General features: G+C 38.6%; 22 protein-coding genes. 16 read left to right on the top strand and 6 right to left on the bottom strand.

Annotation, left to right across the window (positions count from 1 at the left end; translation table 11 throughout):
• Positions 1-31: 31 nt before the first annotated feature.
• Entirely contained in the window at positions 32-265 is a 234-nt protein-coding gene (locus WBW42_RS06135) for a hypothetical protein (RefSeq protein ID WP_016806139.1), read from the bottom strand.
• Between the two features lie 413 nt (positions 266-678).
• Here WBW42_RS06135 and WBW42_RS06130 point away from each other — a divergent pair, with 413 nt between their 5' ends.
• Positions 679-1,770, top strand: a complete 1,092-nt coding sequence (locus WBW42_RS06130) for a DUF6670 family protein (protein ID WP_032055547.1) — start codon at positions 679-681, stop codon at positions 1,768-1,770.
• Positions 1,771-2,449: 679 nt separating this feature from the next.
• On the top strand, positions 2,450-3,004 hold the full coding sequence (locus WBW42_RS06125) for a TetR/AcrR family transcriptional regulator (RefSeq protein WP_032055549.1): 555 nt from the start codon (positions 2,450-2,452) through the stop codon (positions 3,002-3,004).
• A 90-nt stretch (positions 3,005-3,094) separates the two neighbouring features.
• Here WBW42_RS06125 and WBW42_RS06120 read toward each other — a convergent pair whose 3' ends face one another.
• On the bottom strand, positions 3,095-4,693 hold the full coding sequence (locus tag WBW42_RS06120) for a bifunctional aspartate transaminase/aspartate 4-decarboxylase (RefSeq protein ID WP_498478549.1): 1,599 nt from the start codon (positions 4,691-4,693) through the stop codon (positions 3,095-3,097).
• A 56-nt stretch (positions 4,694-4,749) separates the two neighbouring features.
• The gene (aspT, locus tag WBW42_RS06115; protein ID WP_284105526.1) at positions 4,750-6,435 is read right to left on the bottom strand and encodes an aspartate-alanine antiporter; all 1,686 of its coding nucleotides are present in this window, start codon (positions 6,433-6,435) and stop codon (positions 4,750-4,752) included.
• Positions 6,436-7,443: 1,008 nt separating this feature from the next.
• Here aspT and WBW42_RS06110 point away from each other — a divergent pair.
• Genes WBW42_RS06110 through WBW42_RS06095 form a run of 4 tightly spaced genes read left to right on the top strand, consistent with a single transcriptional unit; the run spans position 7,444 to position 11,230 of the window.
• Positions 7,444-8,052 (top strand): paraquat-inducible protein A, encoded by a 609-nt coding sequence (locus WBW42_RS06110; protein WP_032055554.1) that lies wholly within the window; start codon positions 7,444-7,446, stop codon positions 8,050-8,052.
• Positions 8,049-8,858 (top strand): paraquat-inducible protein A, encoded by an 810-nt coding sequence (locus WBW42_RS06105; protein ID WP_032055555.1) that lies wholly within the window; start codon positions 8,049-8,051, stop codon positions 8,856-8,858. The genes WBW42_RS06110 and WBW42_RS06105 overlap by 4 nt, the downstream gene beginning before the upstream one ends.
• A 7-nt stretch (positions 8,859-8,865) precedes the next feature.
• Positions 8,866-10,533 (top strand): PqiB family protein, encoded by a 1,668-nt coding sequence (locus tag WBW42_RS06100; protein ID WP_032055556.1) that lies wholly within the window; start codon positions 8,866-8,868, stop codon positions 10,531-10,533.
• The gene (locus WBW42_RS06095; RefSeq protein ID WP_032055557.1) at positions 10,523-11,230 is read left to right on the top strand and encodes a PqiC family protein; all 708 of its coding nucleotides are present in this window, start codon (positions 10,523-10,525) and stop codon (positions 11,228-11,230) included. The genes WBW42_RS06100 and WBW42_RS06095 overlap by 11 nt, the downstream gene beginning before the upstream one ends.
• Before the next feature lie 59 nt (positions 11,231-11,289).
• On the opposite strand, the gene uraH is transcribed toward WBW42_RS06095, so the two are convergent.
• Both uraH and WBW42_RS06085 read right to left on the bottom strand, forming a co-directional pair.
• Positions 11,290-11,691, bottom strand: a complete 402-nt coding sequence (gene uraH / locus WBW42_RS06090; RefSeq protein WP_000167346.1) for a hydroxyisourate hydrolase — start codon at positions 11,689-11,691, stop codon at positions 11,290-11,292.
• A 10-nt stretch (positions 11,692-11,701) separates the two neighbouring features.
• Positions 11,702-12,169, bottom strand: a complete 468-nt coding sequence (locus WBW42_RS06085; RefSeq protein ID WP_080776771.1) for a GlcG/HbpS family heme-binding protein — start codon at positions 12,167-12,169, stop codon at positions 11,702-11,704.
• Between the two features lie 125 nt (positions 12,170-12,294).
• On the opposite strand from WBW42_RS06085, the gene WBW42_RS06080 reads away from it, so the two are divergent.
• The 10 genes from WBW42_RS06080 to WBW42_RS06035 all read left to right on the top strand — a co-directional run bounded on the left by WBW42_RS06080 (position 12,295) and on the right by WBW42_RS06035 (position 22,610).
• On the top strand, positions 12,295-12,966 hold the full coding sequence (locus WBW42_RS06080) for a heavy metal response regulator transcription factor (RefSeq protein ID WP_002055638.1): 672 nt from the start codon (positions 12,295-12,297) through the stop codon (positions 12,964-12,966).
• Complete coding sequence (locus WBW42_RS06075; protein ID WP_032055565.1) at positions 12,963-14,366, top strand: heavy metal sensor histidine kinase; 1,404 nt, start codon at positions 12,963-12,965, stop codon at positions 14,364-14,366. Before WBW42_RS06080 ends, WBW42_RS06075 begins: the two co-directional genes overlap by 4 nt.
• Before the next feature lie 96 nt (positions 14,367-14,462).
• Positions 14,463-15,026 (top strand): lipocalin family protein, encoded by a 564-nt coding sequence (locus WBW42_RS06070; protein ID WP_000770558.1) that lies wholly within the window; start codon positions 14,463-14,465, stop codon positions 15,024-15,026.
• 119 nt (positions 15,027-15,145) lie between these two features.
• Positions 15,146-16,117 carry an acyl-CoA desaturase gene (locus WBW42_RS06065; protein WP_000032710.1) on the top strand — a complete coding sequence of 324 codons (972 nt, stop codon included), beginning with the start codon at positions 15,146-15,148 and terminating at the stop codon, positions 16,115-16,117.
• Positions 16,114-17,376, top strand: a complete 1,263-nt coding sequence (locus WBW42_RS06060; RefSeq protein WP_032055567.1) for an NAD(P)/FAD-dependent oxidoreductase — start codon at positions 16,114-16,116, stop codon at positions 17,374-17,376. Before WBW42_RS06065 ends, WBW42_RS06060 begins: the two co-directional genes overlap by 4 nt.
• A gap of 21 nt (positions 17,377-17,397) precedes the next feature.
• On the top strand, positions 17,398-18,189 hold the full coding sequence (locus WBW42_RS06055) for a DUF1365 domain-containing protein (RefSeq protein ID WP_032055569.1): 792 nt from the start codon (positions 17,398-17,400) through the stop codon (positions 18,187-18,189).
• Positions 18,186-19,385, top strand: a complete 1,200-nt coding sequence (locus WBW42_RS06050; RefSeq protein ID WP_032055570.1) for an SAM-dependent methyltransferase — start codon at positions 18,186-18,188, stop codon at positions 19,383-19,385. The genes WBW42_RS06055 and WBW42_RS06050 overlap by 4 nt, the downstream gene beginning before the upstream one ends.
• Positions 19,386-19,414: 29 nt before the next feature.
• Positions 19,415-20,194, top strand: coding sequence for a DUF1295 domain-containing protein (locus WBW42_RS06045; RefSeq protein WP_032055572.1), 780 nt, complete (start codon positions 19,415-19,417; stop codon positions 20,192-20,194).
• Between the two features lie 8 nt (positions 20,195-20,202).
• Entirely contained in the window at positions 20,203-21,249 is a 1,047-nt protein-coding gene (locus tag WBW42_RS06040; RefSeq protein WP_005073549.1) for an SAM-dependent methyltransferase, read from the top strand.
• Positions 21,250-21,281: 32 nt separating this feature from the next.
• Positions 21,282-22,610, top strand: a complete 1,329-nt coding sequence (locus WBW42_RS06035) for a sensor histidine kinase (protein WP_032055573.1) — start codon at positions 21,282-21,284, stop codon at positions 22,608-22,610.
• Here WBW42_RS06035 and WBW42_RS06030 read toward each other — a convergent pair.
• Positions 22,607-23,302, bottom strand: coding sequence for a response regulator transcription factor (locus WBW42_RS06030; RefSeq protein WP_002119620.1), 696 nt, complete (start codon positions 23,300-23,302; stop codon positions 22,607-22,609). The two genes, WBW42_RS06035 and WBW42_RS06030, sit on opposite strands and share 4 nt — an antisense overlap.
• Positions 23,303-23,310 lie beyond the last annotated feature (8 nt).

Below are 23,310 nucleotides of genomic sequence, written 5' to 3'. Positions count from 1 at the left end.
ATAGAATATGAAATTTCTGGTTCTTATAAACCTATTCCAGTTCCAATTGATTATCATCTTTGGTAATTTTAATTTTTAACTTCTTATATTTTCGCTTATTTGGATCTAGGGCTGAGTTCATCACTTCATCTGCAAAAGGCGGGCACTGCATCAATTTTGCATAAGCCCTATAGCCGATACGTATACGAGTAGGCGGGCAATCGGTTCTTTTTGAGTAGTATTCAATGAGTGAGTTCAGTTCTTGTAATAAAGTTTGCTGTTCCATCATACATACTTAACAATTAGATGACTTAAGCATAATAGACTTAGTCGTTTAGCGGAATATGCCTTTAAAATGTACAGCTATATAAATTGTGATGTAGTTCTCTAAAACACATATTTTATGTATGAAGTTTGTTTAGGAGAGATTTTGGATGTTTTTTTAATCGGATTGTCACAAAGAAAGGTTAATTTAAAGTCATAACAAAAATTGATGAAGATTGTTGCGAACAATAAAATCAAAAGCAATTTTCACAGACGTGGTCGTGAGGTAATTAGGGCTAATTCGAAAGAGTTGGCTTTTTTGTTTTAGTGCATTTGCTTAGATCAAGATGTCCTTTATTAACATTCAATTGCAAATTATCAAGTTCTAATATGGAACTTCATTTTTTAAGTAGATAAAAATAAAGGATCTTAAAAATGTTAATCTCAAGCGATAGATTACCAAAGAGTTTTAAAGACAAAGCCAATCAAAAGGTTGCCAAACTTTCAGGCTCATTGTTGGGAGCTGTTACACCAGAACGACAAGCAACATTGCCAAAAGAGTTTGAACTCAGTCCTCATACGCTTTATAAGCGCTTTGGTAGTGCACATTACGGGGTCATGATTCCTGACTTACCTGAACCATTTCGATATTTATCTTGGGCTTCGGTATTAGGTTATGTTGGATTTACGATTACAGATACCAACTATCAAATGTCTAAAGATGGAAAAGGGGATACAGCTTCTTTGGTACATGGAACAGCATTATCGACAACGCCTGAGGCCTACAGAACATTTTCAATCAAAAATGATATCAAGTTTAACCAAACGCCGTTCGCTATTAATTTTGACAATCAGAGTGTCATGCATGAGGATGGTGACGGATTTATATTAATTACTAAAAGAGAAGATTTAGAACTAGAACTTCATTTAAAGCCTACTAAAGCTATTTCATGGTTTGCCTATAGTACTTTTTATAAACATTTCAGTGTCTTGATGCATTATGAAGGCTACATTAAACAAAAAGGCAATAGTGAGACTGTTCAAGGGCTTTGTACGCTTGAGTCTTGGAAAGCTGTAGCGACCTCAATGCTCAAAAACAAATGGTTAGTTGAGAATATTCAACTCCCTGTAAAAGTCTTTAGCTATCAAGTTATTAATATTGACAATGAACAGCAGTTATTACTGGCTTTTATTTGCTATGAAGACCAACCCATTTTGACTTCTGTTTACTATCGTCATATTGATGGAACATCAATCCAATACAACGGCGATATACTTTTTGAAGTAACCAGTCTTCAAGAAAAACCACAGATTACACCTGATGGTTTTCCAATGAATTTACCAAATACTTTTCGCTGGGCTGCTTATCACAACAATCAAAAGGTTCTAGATATTTCAGCACAAGTAGACACTCCATATTGTTTTGGCTTGGCTGCTGGTTTCGTTTCTTCGTATGCATGGCAAGGCGAATTCTATGATCAGCCATTAGTAGGAAGGGGCTATCTGGAATATATTGACCGAAGATAAAATCGTTTTAAAACTTAGTTGTTTATCTACAGATTTAAGCGAACTAGAAAATATCTGTTTTATAAACCCAATTTAACAATAGATTTTAATTATTTATCCTTACTTTTTAATGATCTATTTTAAAACAGATGTCATTTTGTGTGCTTGACTGAAATAGGGTTGGGCACTATCCTTTGCCTGCTGACCTACATTGTCAGCCGGCTTTGACAGGCTGATTTAGACCGCATCAGAATTATTTCTTCTGAGGAATAGTTTTGTGTGTAAGCTTCTCGTCTCCTCCCGTTGCGGTAGGACGGGAGAGGGACACCTTCGGGTGTGCTGGCGTCTAACCAGTCTGTCAACCTTCTCTCGTTCTGCCACCATAATTATTTGACAGTAATTCGGTAGAACTTCTTTAGACATGAGGAGTCCTCTATGCGTACTAATTCTTTTTCTTTATTGGCTTTTGCCAAATTCTCTCTACTCATACCGCTTAAACAGTCTTTAAAACGATTTAACCGACTATAGGTTTCTACACCTTAAGAATCGTTACGACTAAAACATAGCAACAATAAACCAGAGATAGGCGAGCACATCATTATTGTGCGGCTTTTGCACGCCTGTATTTAGTACTCATTTTAAGAGTGACGGCATTTCTATCTCTTTTATATACAACAAAAAATTATTTTAAGCGGTATACATGAAAAATTTAGAAGTTTCATTTAGAGCAACGCGAGCGCTTTATACAGCAGCAGATTTATTTAAACAACACGGCTTTAACAAGGTCGGGGTAGACCGAATTGTTAGTGAGGCTAAAATGACTAAAGCCACCTTTTACAACTACTTTCACTCCAAAGAAAGATTAATTGAAATGTGTTTATTAGTTCAAAAAGAACACTTAAAAGAAAAAGTGAGAGCGGTGAGTGAATCTCGTCAATATCCAGATTTGGCTCTTAAGCTTAGACAAATTTACCTTTTACATGCGGACTTAAAAGGTGCGTATTATTTGTTGTTTAAAGCGATTTTTGAAATTAAAAAGCTTTATCCAAACGCCTACCAAACCGCAATTCGCTATAGGCGATGGCTTAAAAATGAAATTTTCTGGGTTCGGCGAGAATCTAAAAAAAGGGCTACGTATGAAGAGTCGGATATTTTTGTATTTATGATTGATGGTGCGATTTTTAGTCTTTTAGGTTCAAGCCAAAATGAAGAACCTGATCAGTTGCTAGATTACTTTTTAAAGGTAAATGCTTAAATTAAAACATTAAATTGAAAAACTGAAATAGCAAATTAAAGAACAGAAAGAAAAAAGTGAGGCTGCTAGAGCCTCACTTTATATAGGTGTTTATTTGCCTTTTTTAGTTTTTAAATACTCTGCATAAGCTTCATCTGCAAAGCGTCTTAAAGAGTCACCAATTGCAGCATATTGGTATTCATTCAAGTTAGCTAAAGATGCACGGGCAGAAGGGTGCTGCACACCGAAGCCAGAACCCGGTAATAAAACTACACCTGTTTCATCGGCAACTCTAAACAATAGCTCGGTCGGATTTTTATTTTTCATGACCCAATCAGCAAACTCATCTCCATAGAGAGTCCTTGATGTGTTTTCAAGGTTGACTAGCGTGTAATAATCAACAGCATTTGGATCTGTTGGAACCTCGACACCAAGCTGTCTATAAAGTGCTGCGTCGCGTTCACGAACAACAGATTTAACTGCTTTTTTATAGCTCTGGCGTGAGTCCATCATATTAAATAGCGCAAATAAAACCATTTGAACTTGCTGTGGGGTAGACAGACCAGCGGTATGGTTCAAAGCAACATTTCGGCTGTCTGCAACTAAACGGTCAATAAACTTAATGCTTGCTGGGTCGGTAGTTAAAGATGAGTAGCGTTCTTCAAGCTCTTTCTTCTCTTTTTTCGATAAGTTCGCAATTTGTTTATCAAGCACATTGTTATTTGAAAGTGCAATGACACCAAGTCGCCAGCCTGTCGCACCAAAGTATTTAGAGAACGAATAAACCAGAATCGTATTGTCAGGACAAATCGCAAATAGTGATTTGAAGTTATCGGCAAATGTACCGTAAACGTCATCGGTCAAAATGATCAGATCAGGGCGTTTTTTGACGATATCGGCCAAAATCGCAAGACCTTCATCACTCATTTTTACTGATGGCGGGTTACTTGGGTTGACTAAAAAGAAAGCTTTAATAGACGGATCTGCTAACTTTCTAAGCTCCGACTCTGGATATTGCCAATCGAGTTTAGGGTCTGCCGCAATTAATACTTCTTCGAGTTGATAATCATTGAGTTTTGGAATCTCAAGATATGGCGTGAAAATAGGGCTACCAATGACAATACGGTCACCATTTTTTATAATTTTATTTTCTTTTAATGAGTTAAAAATATAGGCCATTGCGGCTGTTCCGCCTTCAACCGCAAATAAATCTAAGTCTCTATTTTGCATGCCTTGTACGCCCATTTCTCGTAAGACGTACTCTTTAATAATCGTTTCACTCACTCGGAGCATTCGGTCTGGAACTGGGTAGTTACACCCTAAAATTCCTTCAACCATTTCAAGTAAAAAAAGATCTGGGTCTAAACCTAACTGGTCGCGCACATAAGACACGGCTTTGCCTAAAAAGACCACACCGGGTTTGTCACGGTTTTCCAAAATGAAATTATCAAAACGTGACTGGAGACCAACGGGGCGCGGGAAGCCACCTAAACCTTCCGGCATATAGGAAAATGAAAATTCCGATTCGGTCGCAGAAAACAGACCCAGTTGAAAGAATGCTCGACGTGGAATAGTCGCAAGAAAGTTCGGATTACCACGCCCAGCATTTAACATCATTCGGTCAGTTCTGCTTTGAGCTAATTCTATTAAATTATCTTTTAGTTCAAATGGGCTGAGTTTTGCGTATTTAGAATAATCGACTTTCCCCATGGGACGTCTCCTTAATTATAGTGAGATGAATAAAATTTCTAATTCAATGTATAAAGTTAAGCCAAGCCTACGATCAGTGGTCCGAGCAAGGTCAAGAACACATTTGCTAAGGCATAGGTAATTGCAAATGGAACAGTCGGAATCGAGTTTCCAGCTTTGTCTAAGATTGCACCAAATGCAGGGTTTGCACTGCGTGAACCAGATAGTGCACCTGCCATTACTGCAACGTTGTCATAACGCAGAACATAACGAGCAAAGAGCATGGAAAGTAGGAGAGGAACCAGTGTTACCACAACTCCAATCATAAAGAGTGAAAGACCACTTTCTTTAATGGTTTGAATAGCTTGTAAACCTGATTGTAAGCCGACGGCAGCAACGAAGCCTGCAAGACCCAAATCTTTAAGAAGCTGTGAAGCCGCTAAAGGCATATTGCCATGCACTTGATTTCGACTTCGAATCCAACCAAACAGAAGACCTGATAGTAAAGCACCGCCACCAGCACCAAGAGTTAATGGCACATCACCTAAACGAATCACAAATAGACCAATCACCAAACCGACCACAAGGCCAGCACCATGAAAAATCCAGTCTGTTTTTAAGCTTTCAGGTAGGGCTTTACCTGCTTCTTTCACCAAGCGGTCAAGGTCGCTTTTTGTACCATATATGGTGACCACATCGCCTTGACGTAAAACGGTGTCATCACTTAAAGGTTGTGGCTCATCCTTACGTTTAATCGCAAGTACATAAATACCGTGCTTTAAATATGCAGGCGTATTGGCCTTAATGTCTCCTAAAGTACGGTTGAGATATTTGGAATTTCTTAGGATGACATCGCTGGTATCCATAATCATTTCCATACCTTGCGATGACTGTAATTCGCTACCGATTTGCTCGGCAACTGAAACTACATTGGCACGGCGTCCAACCAGTAAAATGACATCGTCTGTTTGTAAAGTTAGCTCGGGAGCGACATCAATAAACTGATCTTTACGTTTTAACCGTTCAATCGTAATACTCGGCTCTTTTGCTTCAATTTCCGCAATAGTTTGCCCATTGGCTTGTTTAACTTTATAAATACGGCCAACAATTTCAGGCATTGCCATTTCTTGACCTGGGGCTAATTCAAAAGCACCTTTGAGTCGTTCACTCTGAGCTTTTAAAGCATCGTCGTGAATTTCTTTACCCATAAATTTAGGCAAGATGTTCACACAGACAATAATTGCTCCCAATGAACCGAAAATGTAAGTGACTGCATAGCCAATCGCGACATTTGCTTGAAGTCTTTGAATTTCTGCGAGTGGGAGATCGAGTCTAGAAATTTCATCTCCCGCAGTTCCAATAATGGCTGATTGAGTCATGCCGCCCGCAGCGAGACCCGCAGCCAAGCCTTTATCGAGATGAAAAATTTTAGCCATCACTAAAACAGTGACTAAACCACACACTGCCATGAATACTGCTAAAAGAATTTCTTTTATGGACTGTGGACCCAGCGATTTAAAAAACTGAGGACCACTTTCAAAGCCTACTGCGTAAATGAAGAGGGCAAATAAAATTGCTTTAACGCCATTATCGACAGGTACGCCAATAAGGCTTAAAACAACTGCGACGAGTAAGGAGCCTGCGACTCCACCAAACTGAAATTTTCCAAACTGGAATTGTCCAATCCAGAAGCCGATTGCGAGTGATAAGAACAATAATATTTCGGGGCTGTGCTTTAAAACACCTTGTAACCATTCAATCATTTTGATCTCACTTTTATTATTAGCTCTATCTTTAATATATAAATTTATTTATTTTTCATTTTTAAAATACAGTATGAAAATTACTTAAGCAAACCTTCAGGTTTAGTGGTTTTCTTAAGTTTAATTATAAAAAATAATGTGCTTAAAATACGTATGAACTAAGGTCTGGTGGTAATTCTGAGTGTTTAAATCAACTATTAATTTTTTAATGAAAGGTAAAATTTATTTACAATAATATAAAGAATATTTTATGAGATTAAAGCGTCTTGCTTATATCTAATCTTGAAAATAAATTTTTCAATATATTGATATTTAAATAATTAATTTTTAATTGCTAGACTGGTCTTAATTTCTATATAAATTAAAAAATAATCTACTTAAAATTGGTTTTTTGATAATTGTGTCGCATAAATTAATTTTTAATATATTTAAATTAATCTTCATAATTACATTTATTTTAAAGAAAAATATAAGATTTGAAATTACCGTTCTTGAATAGAATGTATATTTAAATATAAAAGTAATTAATTTTTTGGTTTTATGTTCTAATTAAAATTATCATATTAAAAAGAGAGGGTTATGGGTATTAAAAAAACTTTAGAACTACTCTATGACCGCTCATATTTTTAAGTAAATCTCTGTCCGCCTCTATAACCAACACGCTATTCTTTTGTACTGTTCTCCCAATGACTCACATGCCGTACTGTTCAGAAATGCTAAATTTCTGATGGTTCTGTGCTGTCACATGCTGATCTCAGATATTTTGGTCATAAAACTGTGTTATCTCAGCTTAAGCCTTTGACTTTTAGGTTCTATTTTAATTTGGCCACAGAATTTGTACAGATTATTCAGCAGTTTCAATAATATATTGAAGAGTACATGGTAATTTTCATCTCAAAATTTATGATGACTTGGATAGTTTTTCGATTGATTTATATTTTAATTTACCTTAGTAATAAAAAGAGTTTTGTGTGACACAGTTAAAACTATAAATCTCAGAGTATAACTATGAAGCTTAAAGAATTAGCAGGTTGTGAGGAATGCGATACTGTCTATCGTAGAACCCCGCTTGCTTATGGAAAAAGAGCTTATTGCTTATGCTGCGGTGCTGAACTCTATCGGCACACCAAACCTTTTTCGACGCTGTTGGCTTTAATATTAACGGCATTAATCGTATTTATTATTGCCAATAGCTTTCCTATTGTAAAAATTGAATTGCAGGGCAACATCTCTGAAACCACCTTACTGGGTGCGGTCTGGGTGATGTTTCATTATGATCGGGCTTTCGTTGGCTTACTCATCTTAATCACCACTTTTATTGTGCCGCTTTCCTATCTGTTATTACTTTCCTATGTGTTGGGCACAGTAAGTGTATTGAAGAAAAGACCCACATTTTTAGTGTTTGCCTTACGTACACTTTATTTTATGAGAGTGTGGGGAATGGTTGAGGTGTTCTTAATCGGGATTTTAGTTACGCTCGTAAAGTTAATAGGAATGGTGTTGGTGATTCCCGAGATTGCGTTATGGGCATTTGCGATCTTAAGTGTATTGTTGGTTTATATTACTTCCATAAAGGTGAGTGATATATGGAACGAAATTGATAGGTCACTGCCATGAAAACGATAAAAAATGTGACCCAAACACAAAGCTCGCAGCAAGGGTCAGTGCTTAAGCAATACCCAAGAGCCAAAGATCTCTCATTAATTGTGTGTCATTGCTGTGGCGTCGTAAATTCTGCTCAAAATGAAAAGAGACGAATCAACCAAAGCCATCAGGTGTTACGTTGTATTCGTTGTAATAGCGTTCTGCATTCACGTAAGCCAGCGAGTTTAAATCGAACTTTTGCCTTAGTGGTAGCTGCGACCATTCTCTATATTCCCGCCAATGTACTTCCAATGACGGTGACTGACTCACTGTTGGGTAGCCAGCAAGATACCATCATGAGTGGGGTCATTTACTTTTGGCAAAGTGGAGACTATCTGGTTTCAGTGGTTATTTTCATGGCCAGTATTTTTATTCCCATGTTGAAGCTACTAATTTTGTATTTTTTATTGGTGGCGGTATATCTTCAACAATCGTCAGCTTGGAAGTTTTTACCTGAGCAATGCGTTAAATTATATCGAGTTGTCGAGTTTATCGGCCGATGGTCAATGATTGACGTATTTGTGGTGGCACTCTTAACAGCGCTCATTCAGATTCAATCACTTGCTACCATTTTAGCAGGGCCGGGTTCGATCGCTTTTGGTGCGGTTGTGGTGTTAACCATGTTTGCATCGTTAAGTTTTGACCCACGGCTTATTTGGGATAACTTCTACGCATCTCAAAATACAAATAAGCCTTCTTCTTTTGCCTCAAACAAAACCAAGATTATTCAGGCAGAACACCCGCCGTTGAATAATGATTCCATTAATCCCAGTCAATAAAAGAACAATGAGTATGTCTGAAAATGAAATAACCCCTGGTAACTCAGATCGTCGTGATCCGGATGTTGAACTGGATAGCATGAATGATTTGCCAGAACCCCAAGAAAAGAAAAGTCGGTGGAAGCCTCTTTTAATTTGGCTCATTCCATTGATTGCTCTTTTAATCGCGCTTTCATTAGCGATAAAAGCGCTCTTGTCTCACGGCCCTACCATTGACGTATCTTTTAGGACGGCTGAGGGATTGGTCGCAGGTAAAACAACGGTCCGTTATAAACAGGTGGATATTGGCGTAGTACGCCAGATTGATCTTTCAGAAGACCGTTCACACGTGATTGCCAGAATTGATTTGCGCAAAGATGCCAGTAACTTTGCCGCAAAAGATTCACGGTTTTGGGTTGTGCGACCACGTATTGGGACGAGTGGGGTTTCAGGAATAGATACATTATTGTCAGGTTCATATATTGAAGTGGATGGTGGCAAGTCGGAAGAGAAAAAGCTTGAATTTACTGGCTTAGAAATACCGCCAGTGATAACTTCCGATGTGCCGGGCAAAGAATTTTTCTTAAATGCAGATGATTTGGGGTCTTTAGATGTCGGTTCCCCAATTTATTATCGTCGAATTAATGTGGGGCAAATTACAGCCTATAAGTTATCTGATGATGGTAAAACTGTAGAGCTGCAAACTTTTATCCGTGCACCATATGACAAGTTTGTCACCACCGATGCACGTTTTTGGCAGGCGAGTGGTATTGATGTGAGCTTGAATGCTTCAGGATTTAGTTTAGATACTCAATCGCTGGCAAGTATTGTCGCGGGCGGTATTGCTTTTGGAATTCCTGAAAGCTCGCGTGCTACTACAGCGGCAAATCATAGTCGCTTTAATCTGTGGGACTCGAAATCTGAGGCATTAAAAGAACCTGACGGGCAACCTCGTGGTGTGATTATGTACTTTGATCATTCATTACGTGGACTGTCTGTTGGCGCGCCAATTGATTTCATGGGCATTGAAATTGGTAATGTTAAATCGATTAATGCAGAGTTTTATAACAACTATAAGCAGATTCGTATGCGTGTTGAGGCGGTCATCTATCCGTCACGCGTTGAGAATGGACAGGCACTCAATCCAAACAGCAATATTTTCAAAGATTTTGTTGAACATGGTTGGCGTGCTCAAATGAGAACAGGCAACCTTCTCACGGGTCAAAACTATATTGCCCTAGATAAGTTCCCTAAAGCTAAACCAGCCACATTACAAATTTTGAGTGATGATCGTGTGGTGATTCCAACTACACCAACTGAACTGAGTGGCTTACAAGCACAAGTTTCTCAGATTGCTGATAAGTTAACTAAATTCCCGTTAGTTGAGATTGGGCAAGATGTACGTAAAACGCTCAACAATATGAACACAGCCATTGAGTCTACCGATAAATTGGTTAAACAGTTAGATGGAAAAGTTGCACCTGGTTTACAAGCAACCTTAGACGATGTTCGTAAAACTGTAAGATCGTCAGAGTCTATTTTGTCGAGCGATGCGCCGTTACAACAAGACGTACGTAAAGCATTGCAGCAAATGACACGTGCAGCTGCTTCATTACAGTTAATGGCAGACTATATTGAGCAACATCCTGAATCAATTATTCGTGGTAAAACACCAGAGACCGATGATGAAAAATAAAAACACTCTATCTTTTCAACATCCTAAAGCAGCCAAATGGCTGCTTGGGAGCGGCCTGTTTTTAACGGCAGTTGCCATGACGGCATGTTCGAGTTCGCCAACGCCAAATTATTATACAATGTCCCCTAAAATTACTGCGGCTACAAAATCAACTGTGCAGGTGATTGAGGTTTTACCCGTCGGGATTCCAGACCGATTGGACCGTGCGCCTTTGGTGCTCCAAGACAGTAGTGGTAAGTCTACGCTGTTAAATAATGAACGCTGGACATCGACCATGGGTACGCAATTACGCGATACCTTGTCGGCGGGTTTGCAGCAAAAATTAGGGGCAATTGACAGTTATAGCAGTGGGCTAGCTGGAAACAACCAACCTTTATATCGAGTTTCTACAGACTTTTCTCATTTTGATATTGTAGATAAAAGCTATATTAATATTGCGGTATCTTGGGTGGTGAAGCGTCAAATACCGCCCACTCAATTAGAGTCAAATAATGCAAAAGTCATCACGAATGCAGGATCTCAGCTCAATTGTCGAATTGCTTTTAAGCAGCCGATTGATCAGAAAGCTAAAAAGATGGAAGGTATTGTGAATGCTTCAAGTGAAGCAATGACCCAAATTATTAATACGGTTTCTTCTTCAATTGTGGCGCTAGATTCAAACAAGAAATCGGTTATTAGCAATGGTGTTTGTTCGTAAAACGCATCGTTTTTAATCAACCCCTTTATTTGTGTACAACAGATAAAGGGGTTTTATTTTTAGTTGCCTCTATAGGTTGAATAACCGTAAGGGCTGAGTAATAAAGGAATATGGTAGTGATTTACGCTTCCATCGACTTTAAAAATTACAGGAACCTCGGCAAAAAAAGTTTGTTGTTTGTTCTTTTTAAACCAGTCTTCTGTTTTAAAAGTAACTTTATAAATACCTTGCTCTAGTTTTTTATTTTCTGGATAGAGCGCAGTAATACGACCATTTGAATCTGTCACTTGCTGGTTGAGTTTAACCCACTGGTTATTGGTGTTTTTCTCTAAAACGACTTCAACCTGAGAAGAGGGTAAACCCGTTTCTAGATTTAACACATGCACACTTAGCGGATTAGTTTGTGCAAATGTAGCCGAAGCAATAAATAAAGAAGATAAAGCAATAAATGATTTAGTCATGGTGAACTCCTTATGAATGAAAAACGGTTTCAATGGCTTTGTTTGCGCATTGATTGTCATTTTGTGCGCCGCCAGCACCCGCAACGCCAATCGCGCCGATCACTTGGTTCTCAAAACGAACAGGTACTCCGCCGCCTAACAAAAGTAAATTTGCTACAGTGGTTAAATTTTTTGCATCGGGGTTTTGGTTACTGTTTTGGCTTAAAACCAAGGTCGATGTTTTGGTAGATAACGCGGTATAGGCTTTTTTCTCTGCAGCCATTAAATTATGCGGGCCAACCAACTCATGCCGTTCGGCAGTTAATGGATTACCGCCGCGATCTACAACAACAACCGCAATATTTTGATTTAATTTTTTGCATGCCTCTTTCGCACTGTCGGCTAACAGGTGGGCAGTTTTGAGATCTAACGAATAAACTTGATTCAAAGCAGGGGGCTGTGCAAAAGTACTATTACCAAATAGCACGGCTGCTAACATCAGCCAGTTCAATTTTTTCATAATGATTGCCTCTATGTCGCTTTGAAAATCTTAAACAAATTGCTTAATTTCAAGCATGACAATCACATTACAAAGTTGTCATCTCTCAAATGAGTCTCTACAAAATGCGTATCCTTATTATTGAAGACGAGATCAAGATCGCCACTTATTTGGTCAAAGGATTAAAAGAGTCTGGATATCAAGCGGAGTGTGTTCACTTAGGGCTGCAAGGTTTGGAAATGCTAAAGAGAGATCAATATGACTTGCTTATTCTTGACGTCATGTTGCCGGACATAGACGGCTGGAGCGTATTACAGGTCCTACGCCAGTTTTCAAAAATTCCGGTGATTTTTTTAACGGCAAAAGATCAGGTCATAGATAGAGTTAAAGGGTTAGAGTTGGGTGCAGATGATTACTTGGCTAAACCTTTTTCCTATATTGAACTGTTGGCACGTATTAAAAGTCTGTTAAGACGACAGCAATATCTGCAAGAAAATGAGCTATCTATTAGCGATTTAAAAATGGATGTGGTTAGCCATAAAGTTTGGCGTAGTGGCAACTTAATTGAGCTGAGTAAAACCGAATTTAATTTGTTGCGCTATCTATTGCTCAACAAAGAGCAAATTGTGACACGCAGACAAATTGGTTCCGAAGTTTGGAATATTAACTTTGACACTGATACCAACTTTATTGATGTCGCTGTACGCCGTTTACGAAGCAAAATTGATGAAGGATATGAATTAAAACTCATTCATACCATACGTGGCTTGGGCTATAAAATTTCGGTTAGCTTATGAACTTTAAATTTCTGCGTTCTCTCGAAGTCCGTATTACATTACTGGTCACGCTTTGTTCTGCCTTAATTTTATGTTCCGTCGGCTTTATGACCTATTTAGGCATTAACCAAATTTTATTGAAGCAACAAGATAAAGCTTTAGCAGAGCGAATTAACCGTTTGGAAATTTTGCTGCAAGATAGCGAAAATGTAGAGCAAATTATTGCGCGTCCTAAGCTGTATCAAAACATGCTCGGCAACCAAGACAACTTGTTTCTGCTCATCCATAAAGACAAAACTTTAATTAATATCAATCCGCTCCACATTCAACTGCCTGAACTTGCACAGCGCAACAGTCTTCAATTTCAAGATTTAGTTAACAACTCATATCCAACACGCATTGCTTGGAAAACCATAAAAATTAATAACGAGCCTTATGTGCTCATTGCAGGTAAACAGTGGTCGGAACGCATCAATATTCTTTTACCTTTTCAAGAAAGTTTGTTGATGTATGTGGTCGGGGGCGCGCTTGCAATCTTTGTGCTTTGTATTTTAGCGTGTCATTTTGGTTTACGGTCGCTGCAACAGCTTCGCAAGCAAACTCATTCTATTAACGTAAATCAGCTACAGAAACGGTTAAACCTCCTAAATTCACCTTTAGAAGTTGATCTACTTTCAAAAGATATAAACCATATGCTTGAGCGTATTGAAAAGGGCTATACCCAGCTCAACCGATTTTCTGAAGATATTGCACATGAGTTCCGCACACCTTTAAATAATCTGATTGGGCAAACCGAGATTGCTTTAACTGGCGAACGTTCGGTTGAACAATATGAAGATTTACTGGTTTCTCATTTAGATGATTACCACAGATTAAAACGCATGATTGATAGCATGCTTTTCTTGGCAAGAGCCGATCAGAAAATGGTGCTTGTAAATAAACAAGAAATAAATATCCAAGATGTTATTGATGGGTTATGCCAGATTTTTGAATATCAGGCCGAGGAACAAGACTGTCATTTTAGTTTTAACTTAGAAGCTCAAACGTTATTTGCAGATCCTGAGCTTTTTCAAAGAGCCGTTTATAACCTGATTTTAAATGCGTTGGTTCACGGTGGTGACAAGCGAACTATTTATATCGCAACAAAACATAAGATGATTGAGCATAAGCAATGGGTCAGCCTAACTGTGGTAACGGGTGGTATTTCAATTGCTGAACATCAACTTGAGCATCTTTTTGAAAGATTTTACCAATGCCACTCAAGTCGAAGTGATGAGAATCAAACAGGTGGATTAGGCCTATCGATTGTTGCTTCAATTATGGATCTACATGATGGCCGCTATCGAGTTTATAACACGGTTGAGGGTGTGTGCTTTGAGCTTGATTTTCCAGTTGCCGATGCTCTAAAGAAATACAATTAAATCCTTATTAATGTTGCTTAATTTTTAAAATTCACACTTTGTTCACAGCCCTCTGAAGTATGTTTAAACGTATGAAATAAACAGAAGAGGGCAATCATGAAATTATTATTTAAATCACTTGTCATCAGCAGTAGCCTTGCAGCGGTTAGCTTAATGCTTCCTTTGAGCACCTTTGCCGACACCAATACTAAACCTGTCGCTGTTGATTCTATCGATATTAATAAATATGCAGGTAAGTGGTATGAAATTGCGCATTTACCTATGTTTTTTCAGCGTAATTGTGTAGCCAATACAACTGCAAACTATTCTATTAACGCAGACAAAACCGTTGGTGTTTTAAATAGTTGTACGACTAAAAAAGGCGAAATGATCTCATCAGAAGGCGTTGCTTATCCGCAAAATGAAGGCAACAGTAAATTGAAGGTGAGCTTTTTACCTTCTGGCCTCCGATGGATTCCTTTTACAAAAGGCGATTACTGGGTTTTAAGAGTTGACCCAAATTATCAGGTCGCTTTAGTGGGTGGCCCAAGCCATAAATATTTATGGATTCTTTCTCGTAGCCCTCAACTTGATGAGGCGACATATCAGTCTTATCTGCAAACCGCAAAAAGCTATGGCTACGACGTTTCTAAACTCGTTAAAACAACTCAGTCTAAATAGTGAAATGCTGGTTGCGTAGATGCTTATATTTATCTCGTAACCGAGTGAACTTCACATAAATTTCATTGCGCATTTTCTAAATTAGAACCAAAAGAAATGCTTTAGATCAGGAAGAATCAATGTCTAAATTTTTTCTGCGCTGGATCGATAGCTGGTCAGATTCAGAAAATGCGCAAGTGGGTGCTTCTAGCGAATATGTCATTGAAAAGAAAATTCAATGGTTAAGAATTATTCCTTTTATTTTATTACATATCGCTTGCTTAGCTGCATTTTGGGTGGGCGTATCTTGGTTTGCTGTGATCTTCATGCTGGGATTTTATTTTCTTCGCATGTTTGCAATTACCGCTTTTTTTCACCGCTATCTTTCGCATAAAACTTTTCAGACATCACGTATTGTTCAATTCATTTTTGTACTGATCGGGACCATGAGTGCGCAGCGCGGACCTTTATGGTGGGCAGCACATCACCGTTATCACCATCACTTTACCGACACCGATCAGGACCCGCATTCAGCGAAAGCAGGCTTTTGGTATTCGCATGTAGGCTGGTTTTTAAATGAGCAAAATTTTGCTACTCGAAAAAAAGTCATTAAAGACTGGTTGAAATATCCTGAGCTGATTTGGCTAGACCGATTTAGTTTGCCTATTGTGATTTTGACGGCCTTAGCAATTTATGGTTTAGGTTCTTGGCTTGCACAACATTTTCCTGAGTTGGGCACCAATGGCTTACAGCTTTTGGTGTGGGGATTTGTGATTTCCACTGTTCTATTAACACATGCAACCTTGTGTATTAATTCACTCGCTCATCGTTATGGCTCACGTGAGTTTAATACCCCAGATGATAGCCGTAATAACTTCCTACTTTCTTTAATTACCTTGGGTGAAGGATGGCACAACAACCATCACTTTTACGCAGGCAGTGTGCGACAAGGCTTTTATTGGTGGCAGATTGATATCACCTTTTATGTGCTTAAACTGATGTCTTTATTTGGTTTGGTGTGGGGACTAAAGCCAGTACCAGACAAGGTTTATCAATATAAAAAGATTAAAAACCTATCGATAGAAAAAATTGAAAACGGTGAAGTGTTATGAAAATTGCCATTATTGGTTCAGGTATATCTGGACTTTACGCAGCTTGGAGATTGTCGGAACAACATCAAGTCACTGTGTATGAAAAAAATAACTATTTTGGCGGTCATACTGACACTCACGAGCTAGAGATAGAAGGCACTAAAGTCGCGGTAGATAGTGGTTTTATTGTGTTTAATGGCTATAACTATCCGTTATTTACCAACATGCTTAAAAAATTAGGCGTAGAAACTCAAAGCAGCGATATGAGTTTTTCGGTGAATAATCTGGTCAGTGGACTTCAATATAATCCTTCAAAAAAATGGTCGCTCTTTGCCCGTCCGCAGAACTTTTTAAACCGAAAATTTCTGCAAATGCTCTCAGATTTGCTGCGTTTTTATGATGACAATAAAGATATAGATGTGGCAGATATTGATCCTAATTTATCGATTGAAGACTATTTGGACCTTCACAAATATAGTCATGAGTTTCGTTATGAACATCTTTATCCGATGTGCGGTGCCTTATGGTCGGCACCCGTTGAGCAGGTAGGCCAAATTCCATATCGATTTGTGGTGAGCTTTTTTCAGCATCACCGCATGTTGCAGTTAAAAGAGCGGCCGCAATGGCAAACGGTTAAACATGGTTCGGCAAGCTATATTCGTGCTATTCAAAAGAATTGCCAATCCATTGAGTGGAAATTTGCAGAAGTAAAAGCTGTGAGCCGTTCACCAGAAACAGTTTTGATCGAAACCGTTGAAGGGCAAGAGCAATATGACTGGGTGATTTTTGCAAGCCATGCTGACGATAGCCTAAGTTTAATTAAAGATGCATCGGAGCTTGAACAAGAAATATTAAGCCAATTTGGTTATCAAGATAATCGAATGGTCGTCCATCGTGATCTTTCAATTATGCCTAAAAGCCGTTTGCAGTGGGCAAGCTGGCATGTACATGTAACACCAAAATCTCAAGTTCAAAACGAAGTATCCGACATATATTATGGTTTTACCTACTGGATGAATAATTTGCAGAATTTATCCTGCGCTACTCAGATTTTTTCTACGTTAAATCCGAATATGAAAATTAAAGCTCAAGACATCTTGGTTGAGCGGCAATACCGGCATCCCGTATTTGATGCAAAAGCGATTCAAGCTCAATCTCGTTGGTATGAAATTAATGGGCAAAATCGTACTTCATTTTGTGGAGCATATTGGGGCTGGGGCTTTCATGAAGACGGTGCCCGTAGTGCAGCACGTGTTGTTGAGCAACTCTTAGCGCTATAAGAATAAATAAGGAGCTTTCAAATGTTATTAAATAAACTTGCTATCGCTCCTGCGCTTATTCGTCATCGGCGTTATAGCCCAAAACCGCATGAGTTTACATCGACCTTAAATTATTTATGGTTCGATCCAGATCAATTAGTTGATATCACAAAAGATTGTTCACTCTGGTCGACGGATCATTGGAATGTACTAAATCTATCTAAAAATGATTTTTTAAACATGTATCACGGTTCTATAAGGGATAGAGTAGAGAAAGCGATACTACAAAATAATCACTTACATCTTCGGCCAGACTGGCAAATCCGAGTGTTGGCTTTGCCTCGTTGTTTAGGTTTTCGGTTTAATTCGGTCGTATTTTATTTTGTCTTAAATAAAGCCGGAAAACCGCTCTTTATTCTTAGTGAAATCACCAATACTCCGTGGAATGAACGAAAAGTCTATACACACGAATGTATAAAACAACAAGGTCAGGTAGGTGACTATCAAAGTTTCGATTTTAACTTTGAAAAATCATTTCATGTTTCGCCATTTATGCCCATGCAGTTGACTTACCGTTGGCGATTTAGTTTTTCAGATCAGCAGAATGTCATTCACATGCAGCTTTTTGAAGAGCAGAAACAAGTCTTTGATGCCACTATGCGTTTTGAGCTTGTGCCCATCACATTTCCTTCACAGCAATATCGATATGCTCTTATAAACAGCCTAGCGCCTTTTAAAATGTTGTTTTCAATATATTTAGAGGCATTTAAGTTGTGGCGAAAAAAAGTTCCATTTTATCGTCATCCTAAAAAGATCAAGGTAGATAAGACATGATAAAAACATTTCTTTATGGTGAAGATGACTCACTGCCGTTATTGCTCAAGAGTCTTCTCAAACTACGTCATGGACAGATCACTTTTCAGGGCGCGTGGAATGGGACGGTCGGTGAAGTTTCAGACTTACATGCTGTGATTGAAGTTCACAATCCTTTATTGATGGATCTCATTTTAAAAAATGGTGTTTTGGGAGCAGCAGAAGGCTACATCCGTGGTGACTGGAGCAGCGAGCACCTTGTCGAGTTGATTCAGATCTTGGCACGTAATCGAGCTGTATTGGACCAAATCAACCAGAATGTTATTGCTCAAGCGAGCCAGTTTTTTCTTAAAGCGTGGTATCAAAATCGAAAGAACTCTATAAGTGGTAGCCGTAAAAATATTGCCGAGCACTACGACTTAAGCAACGACTTTTTTAAATTATTTTTAGATCCGTCTTTAATGTATTCGAGCGCCGTTTTTGAAAATGAAAACATGACTCTCGAAGAAGCATCTGATTTAAAAAAAGAGATCATTTGTAAAAAGTTAGATTTAAAACCGCTAGATCATTTGGTTGAAATTGGAAGTGGGTGGGGTGGTTTTGCCATTTATGCAGCTCAACATTATGGCTGTAGAGTAACCACCATTACCATTTCACAAGCTCAATATGATGAAGCCATTACTCGTGTAAATGAAGCTGGCTTGGCACATCGAATTGATGTGCAACTTAAAGACTACCGTTTGCTCGAAGGTAAGTTCGATAAGCTGGTTTCAATTGAGATGGTTGAGGCGGTTGGTGCGCAATATTTATCGACATACTTTGATCAATGTAAAGCACTCTTAAAACCGAAAGGTTTGGCATTTATTCAAGCCATTACCATTGAAGATTTCCGATATAAAAAAGCATTAAATACAGTTGATTATATTAAGCGCTATATTTTCCCGGGTAGCTTCATTCCTAGCATAAGTGTATTAACTCAAACCGCCTCTGAGAGTGGTTTAAGGTTAAAACATTTAAATGATATTGGTTTAAGTTATGCACAAACACTTCATCACTGGCGAGCGCGTTTTTTAGCAGCGCGGGAACAAGTATTGGCTCTAGGTTTTGATGAAAACTTCATTCGCATGTGGGATTTTTATTTATGTTATTGCGAAGGTGGTTTTAAAGAAGGCGTGATAAGCAATGTTCACTTGTTGTTTGAAAGTACCAGCTACTAAATCAAACAGCTCAAGTAAGGAGACTGCTCATGTTTTGGAATTTACTGATTCTAGATTTAATGATCATGTTGCTGAGCTGGCTACTTGCCACTCTAAATGGCAGAGCTGGAATTGTAGATGCTGCATGGAGTTTCTGTCTGGCAGTAAACATTATTGTGTCTTCTTTACTCATTTCAGTTGCCCCAGTTGAAGTGCGTCTTTTTATCGGTATTTTTAGCGGCTTATGGTTTTTAAGATTATTTTGGCACCTGTTAAGACGTTATCAATCTGAACAAAAAGAAGATGGACGTTACGCGAGCATGCGTAAAGCGATGGGTAAGTTTCAGCATATTGGCTTTTTATTATTTTTTATCTTTCAAACACTTTTAGTGCTTTTGTTCTTTTTGCCGATGTGGATGCTCCTCAATGTAGAGACAACTGAATGGAGTAGTGGATATAAAGTCGCTTTAGTAATTGCTGCTGTTATCATGGCAATTGCTTTCATTGGAGAGCAGCTCGCTGATCAGCAGTTATACCGATTTAAATTAAATCCAGATCATCATGGCAAAACGATGGATCAGGGTTTATGGCGTTATTCACGGCACCCCAATTATTTTTTTGAATGGTTACACTGGTTTGCCTATCCAATTATTGGTTTAGCAGCAGGCCAATATGTATTGTGGATTTATCCGTTACTGATGTGGCTATTTTTATATTACGTCACGGGTATTCCATTTAGTGAAAAACAAGCAATTAAAAGTCGCGGTCAAAATTATCTTGATTATCAACAAAAAACATCAATGTTTATTCCGCGAAAACCCAAAAAATAGGTGCGCATATGGATTTTATTGTTCATCAGTCTTTGAAAATTGTTGAAAGTGGTGTGATTCCAGATCATGCAATTCGAGCTGCAATTCGTGCTTTAAGTAAAAAGCGCTTAATCCAAGAAGGCCGTTATGATCCTGAGCAAGGAGCGCAGCGCTACATGGATGTGCTTAATATGCTGAAGAAGAGCGAAATCGCGGTTGAAACGGATAAGGCAAACGAGCAGCACTATGAATTGCCGACCGAGTTTTTTCAGGCGGTGCTTGGAAAAAGACTCAAATATAGTGCGTGTTATTTTCCGACTAAAACAACAACTTTAGATCAGGCAGAAGAGTTGGCTCTTCAGCTTTATTGTGAAAGAGCACAACTTAAAAACGGTCAACAGATTTTAGAGTTAGGCTGTGGTTGGGGCTCTTTAACTTTGTGGATGGCAGAAAACTATCCAGGCTCACAGATTACGGCTGTTTCAAATTCTGCAACTCAGAAAAAGCATATTCTTCGGCAAGCAGAATTGAGAGGTTTAACCAATGTTGAAGTGCTTACCTGTGATGTGAATGTACTTGACTTAGACCAAGACAAGTTTGATCGTGTTGTATCGGTCGAAATGTTTGAACACGTTCGTAATTACCAACGTCTTTTTGAAAAAATTCAGGGCTGGTTAAAAGCAGACGGCTTACTTTGGTGTCATATTTTTTGCCATCGCTTTTTACATTATCCTTTTGAAGTAAAATCAGATTATGATTGGATGTCCAAGTATTTCTTTACTGGCGGTTTAATGCCTTCGACTTCGACTTTTTTGCATTTTCAAGAGCATTTAGAGTTGGCTCAACAGTGGCAGTGGTCGGGTGAGCACTATATGAGAACGGCAAATGCTTGGCTTGATAACATGGATAACCAAGAAGTCGAACTGAAGCCCCTGTTTAAAAAAATCTATGGAAAAGATGCCAATATTTGGTGGCAACGCTGGCGTATTTTCTTCATGGCTTGTGCTGAGTTATTTGGTTTTGAGCAAGGTCAAGAATGGGTCATTGGTCACTTTTTATTTAAAAAGCGATCATAGTAATTTCTATAGCCTATCCCGGCGATAAAGATATGATAAAAACTCGACATGATGGCAAAGCGAGTCATCCATTAGCCCAAATGTTCAATCGATATTACTGGTTGCAGATTGGTCTGATTGCATTATCGATCGTGGTCGGGTTGGCTTGTAGTGCTTGGGTGATTAAGGGCTCTTTACTTAAAACCGCTTTAGAACAGGAAATGGAGCATTACTGGTTACGCATAGAACGTAATCCAAATGCTGATTTACCAGATACTAAAAATTTATATGGATATCGGTGGAATACACAGGCCGCGCCTCAACCTTTTCGGGGCATGCATTTAGAGAGTGGCGTGCACCGAGTATTCGTTGATGGTAAAGAACGAATGACGGTCTATGGTGAGCGTAATGGTCAGCATGTTCTATTGGTATTTGGCGAAAGCAATGTTAATAAGCTGATCTGGTTATTTGGTCTTGCTCCACTGATGTTCAGCTTATCTGTTCTATATAGCTTTTTGTGGTGGTCAAACCGAAGAGCAAGACGCTATTTTTCCCCAATTACGCGCTTAGCGAACGCTTTAGAAAATATTGATTGGGCACATCAAGATACTCAGGCATCTCCTTTTAGAGATATTAATACCAATGGCAACATGGAAGCCGAATATCTCAAACAAGCTTTAGAAAAATATCATCAAGTTTTAAGTGATTTTATTCGACGTGAAAGAGAATTTACTGGAGATGTGAGCCATGAGTTACGCACTCCACTCACCATTTTGAAAGGTAATGTGCAACTTTGTCAGGCGAAATATGGAGACGATAAATCTTTAGTCCGTCTTCATAACACAATTGAAGACATGCAGTTGCTCGTTGATACCTTACTTGCGATTGCTCGGAATACGGTAAAAAGCTTGCCGTCTGAGAAAAATTTATTATCCAAAACGGTAAAAGATCTTGTTGAAAGTTTAGAAGCGGTGAGTGTAGGTAAAGGGATACAGATTAATATTCAACCTGACGTTTCTGAGCAGCCACGTTGGTTATATCCTTCGATGACTCAAATGGTTTTAGGTAATATTTTACGTAATGCGCTGAACTATTCTCAAGGCTCACAAATCGATATCATTCAACAAAAAAACAGCCTGATTATTGCAGATAACGGAATTGGAATTTCTTTACCTAACGATGTAAAGGTGCAAGAGCTCAGCGATTCGCAACTTTCCTTAAAGGCTAAAGGCCATGGAATTGGCTTGCAATTGGTACAAAAGCTTTGCAAACAACTAGGATGGAGAGTGGAGCTGTTTGATCGACAATATTATTTAACCACTCATCCTGAACTCGATTTGGAGCCAACCACGGGCTTAATTGTTGTGGTCTATTTAAGTTAAGTTGCGGAATCTTCCAAAGCAATTTTTAAACCGACACCTGCCACTGTATGTAATAGTTTAGGATCAAAAGGTTTATCAACCATTTTTCTTAGGTTATAGATATGACTGCGTAACGCATCGCTTTCAGGTTCTTCGTCTCCCCATAATTCCATCATCAGTTCTTGCTTAGTCACTACTTTTGGAGACTGGCGCATCAAAATTTTTAATAGTTTAAATTGAATAGGGGGTAACTCGATATTATTTCCGGCACGAACCACAGTTTGAGTTGAGCTATCAAGAATTAAGTCGTGAATTTGAATTTTATGGTGAGTGACTTCACCAGCTGCTCTTTTTATTAATGCACGAATCCGCATCACTAATTCATTAAAATCAAAAGGTTTTACCAAATAATCATCTGTGCCAGCAGTAAAACCTTTAAGTTTGTCATCTAAAGTATCTCTTGCTGTGAGCATAAGAACGGGAATATCAACGCCTTGTTCGGTACGTAGCCAGTTACATAGGTCATAACCCGAGCCATCGGGCAAATTTATATCGAGCAACAAAAGATGATAATGCTGAGATTTGAGAAAAGTCCGTGCAGCATCTAAATTACGTGCATGATCGACAACATAATCATGCACTTCAAGAAATTCGCAGACCGTTGCTGCGAGTTCAAAATGGTCCTCAACCATGAGGATAAAGTGATTACCCATGAGATTTT

This window comes from Acinetobacter sp. LT1, from assembly GCF_059800965.1.
Note: the sequence above shows the minus strand (reverse complement) of the source record. Positions and strands in the feature narration are given on the sequence as shown.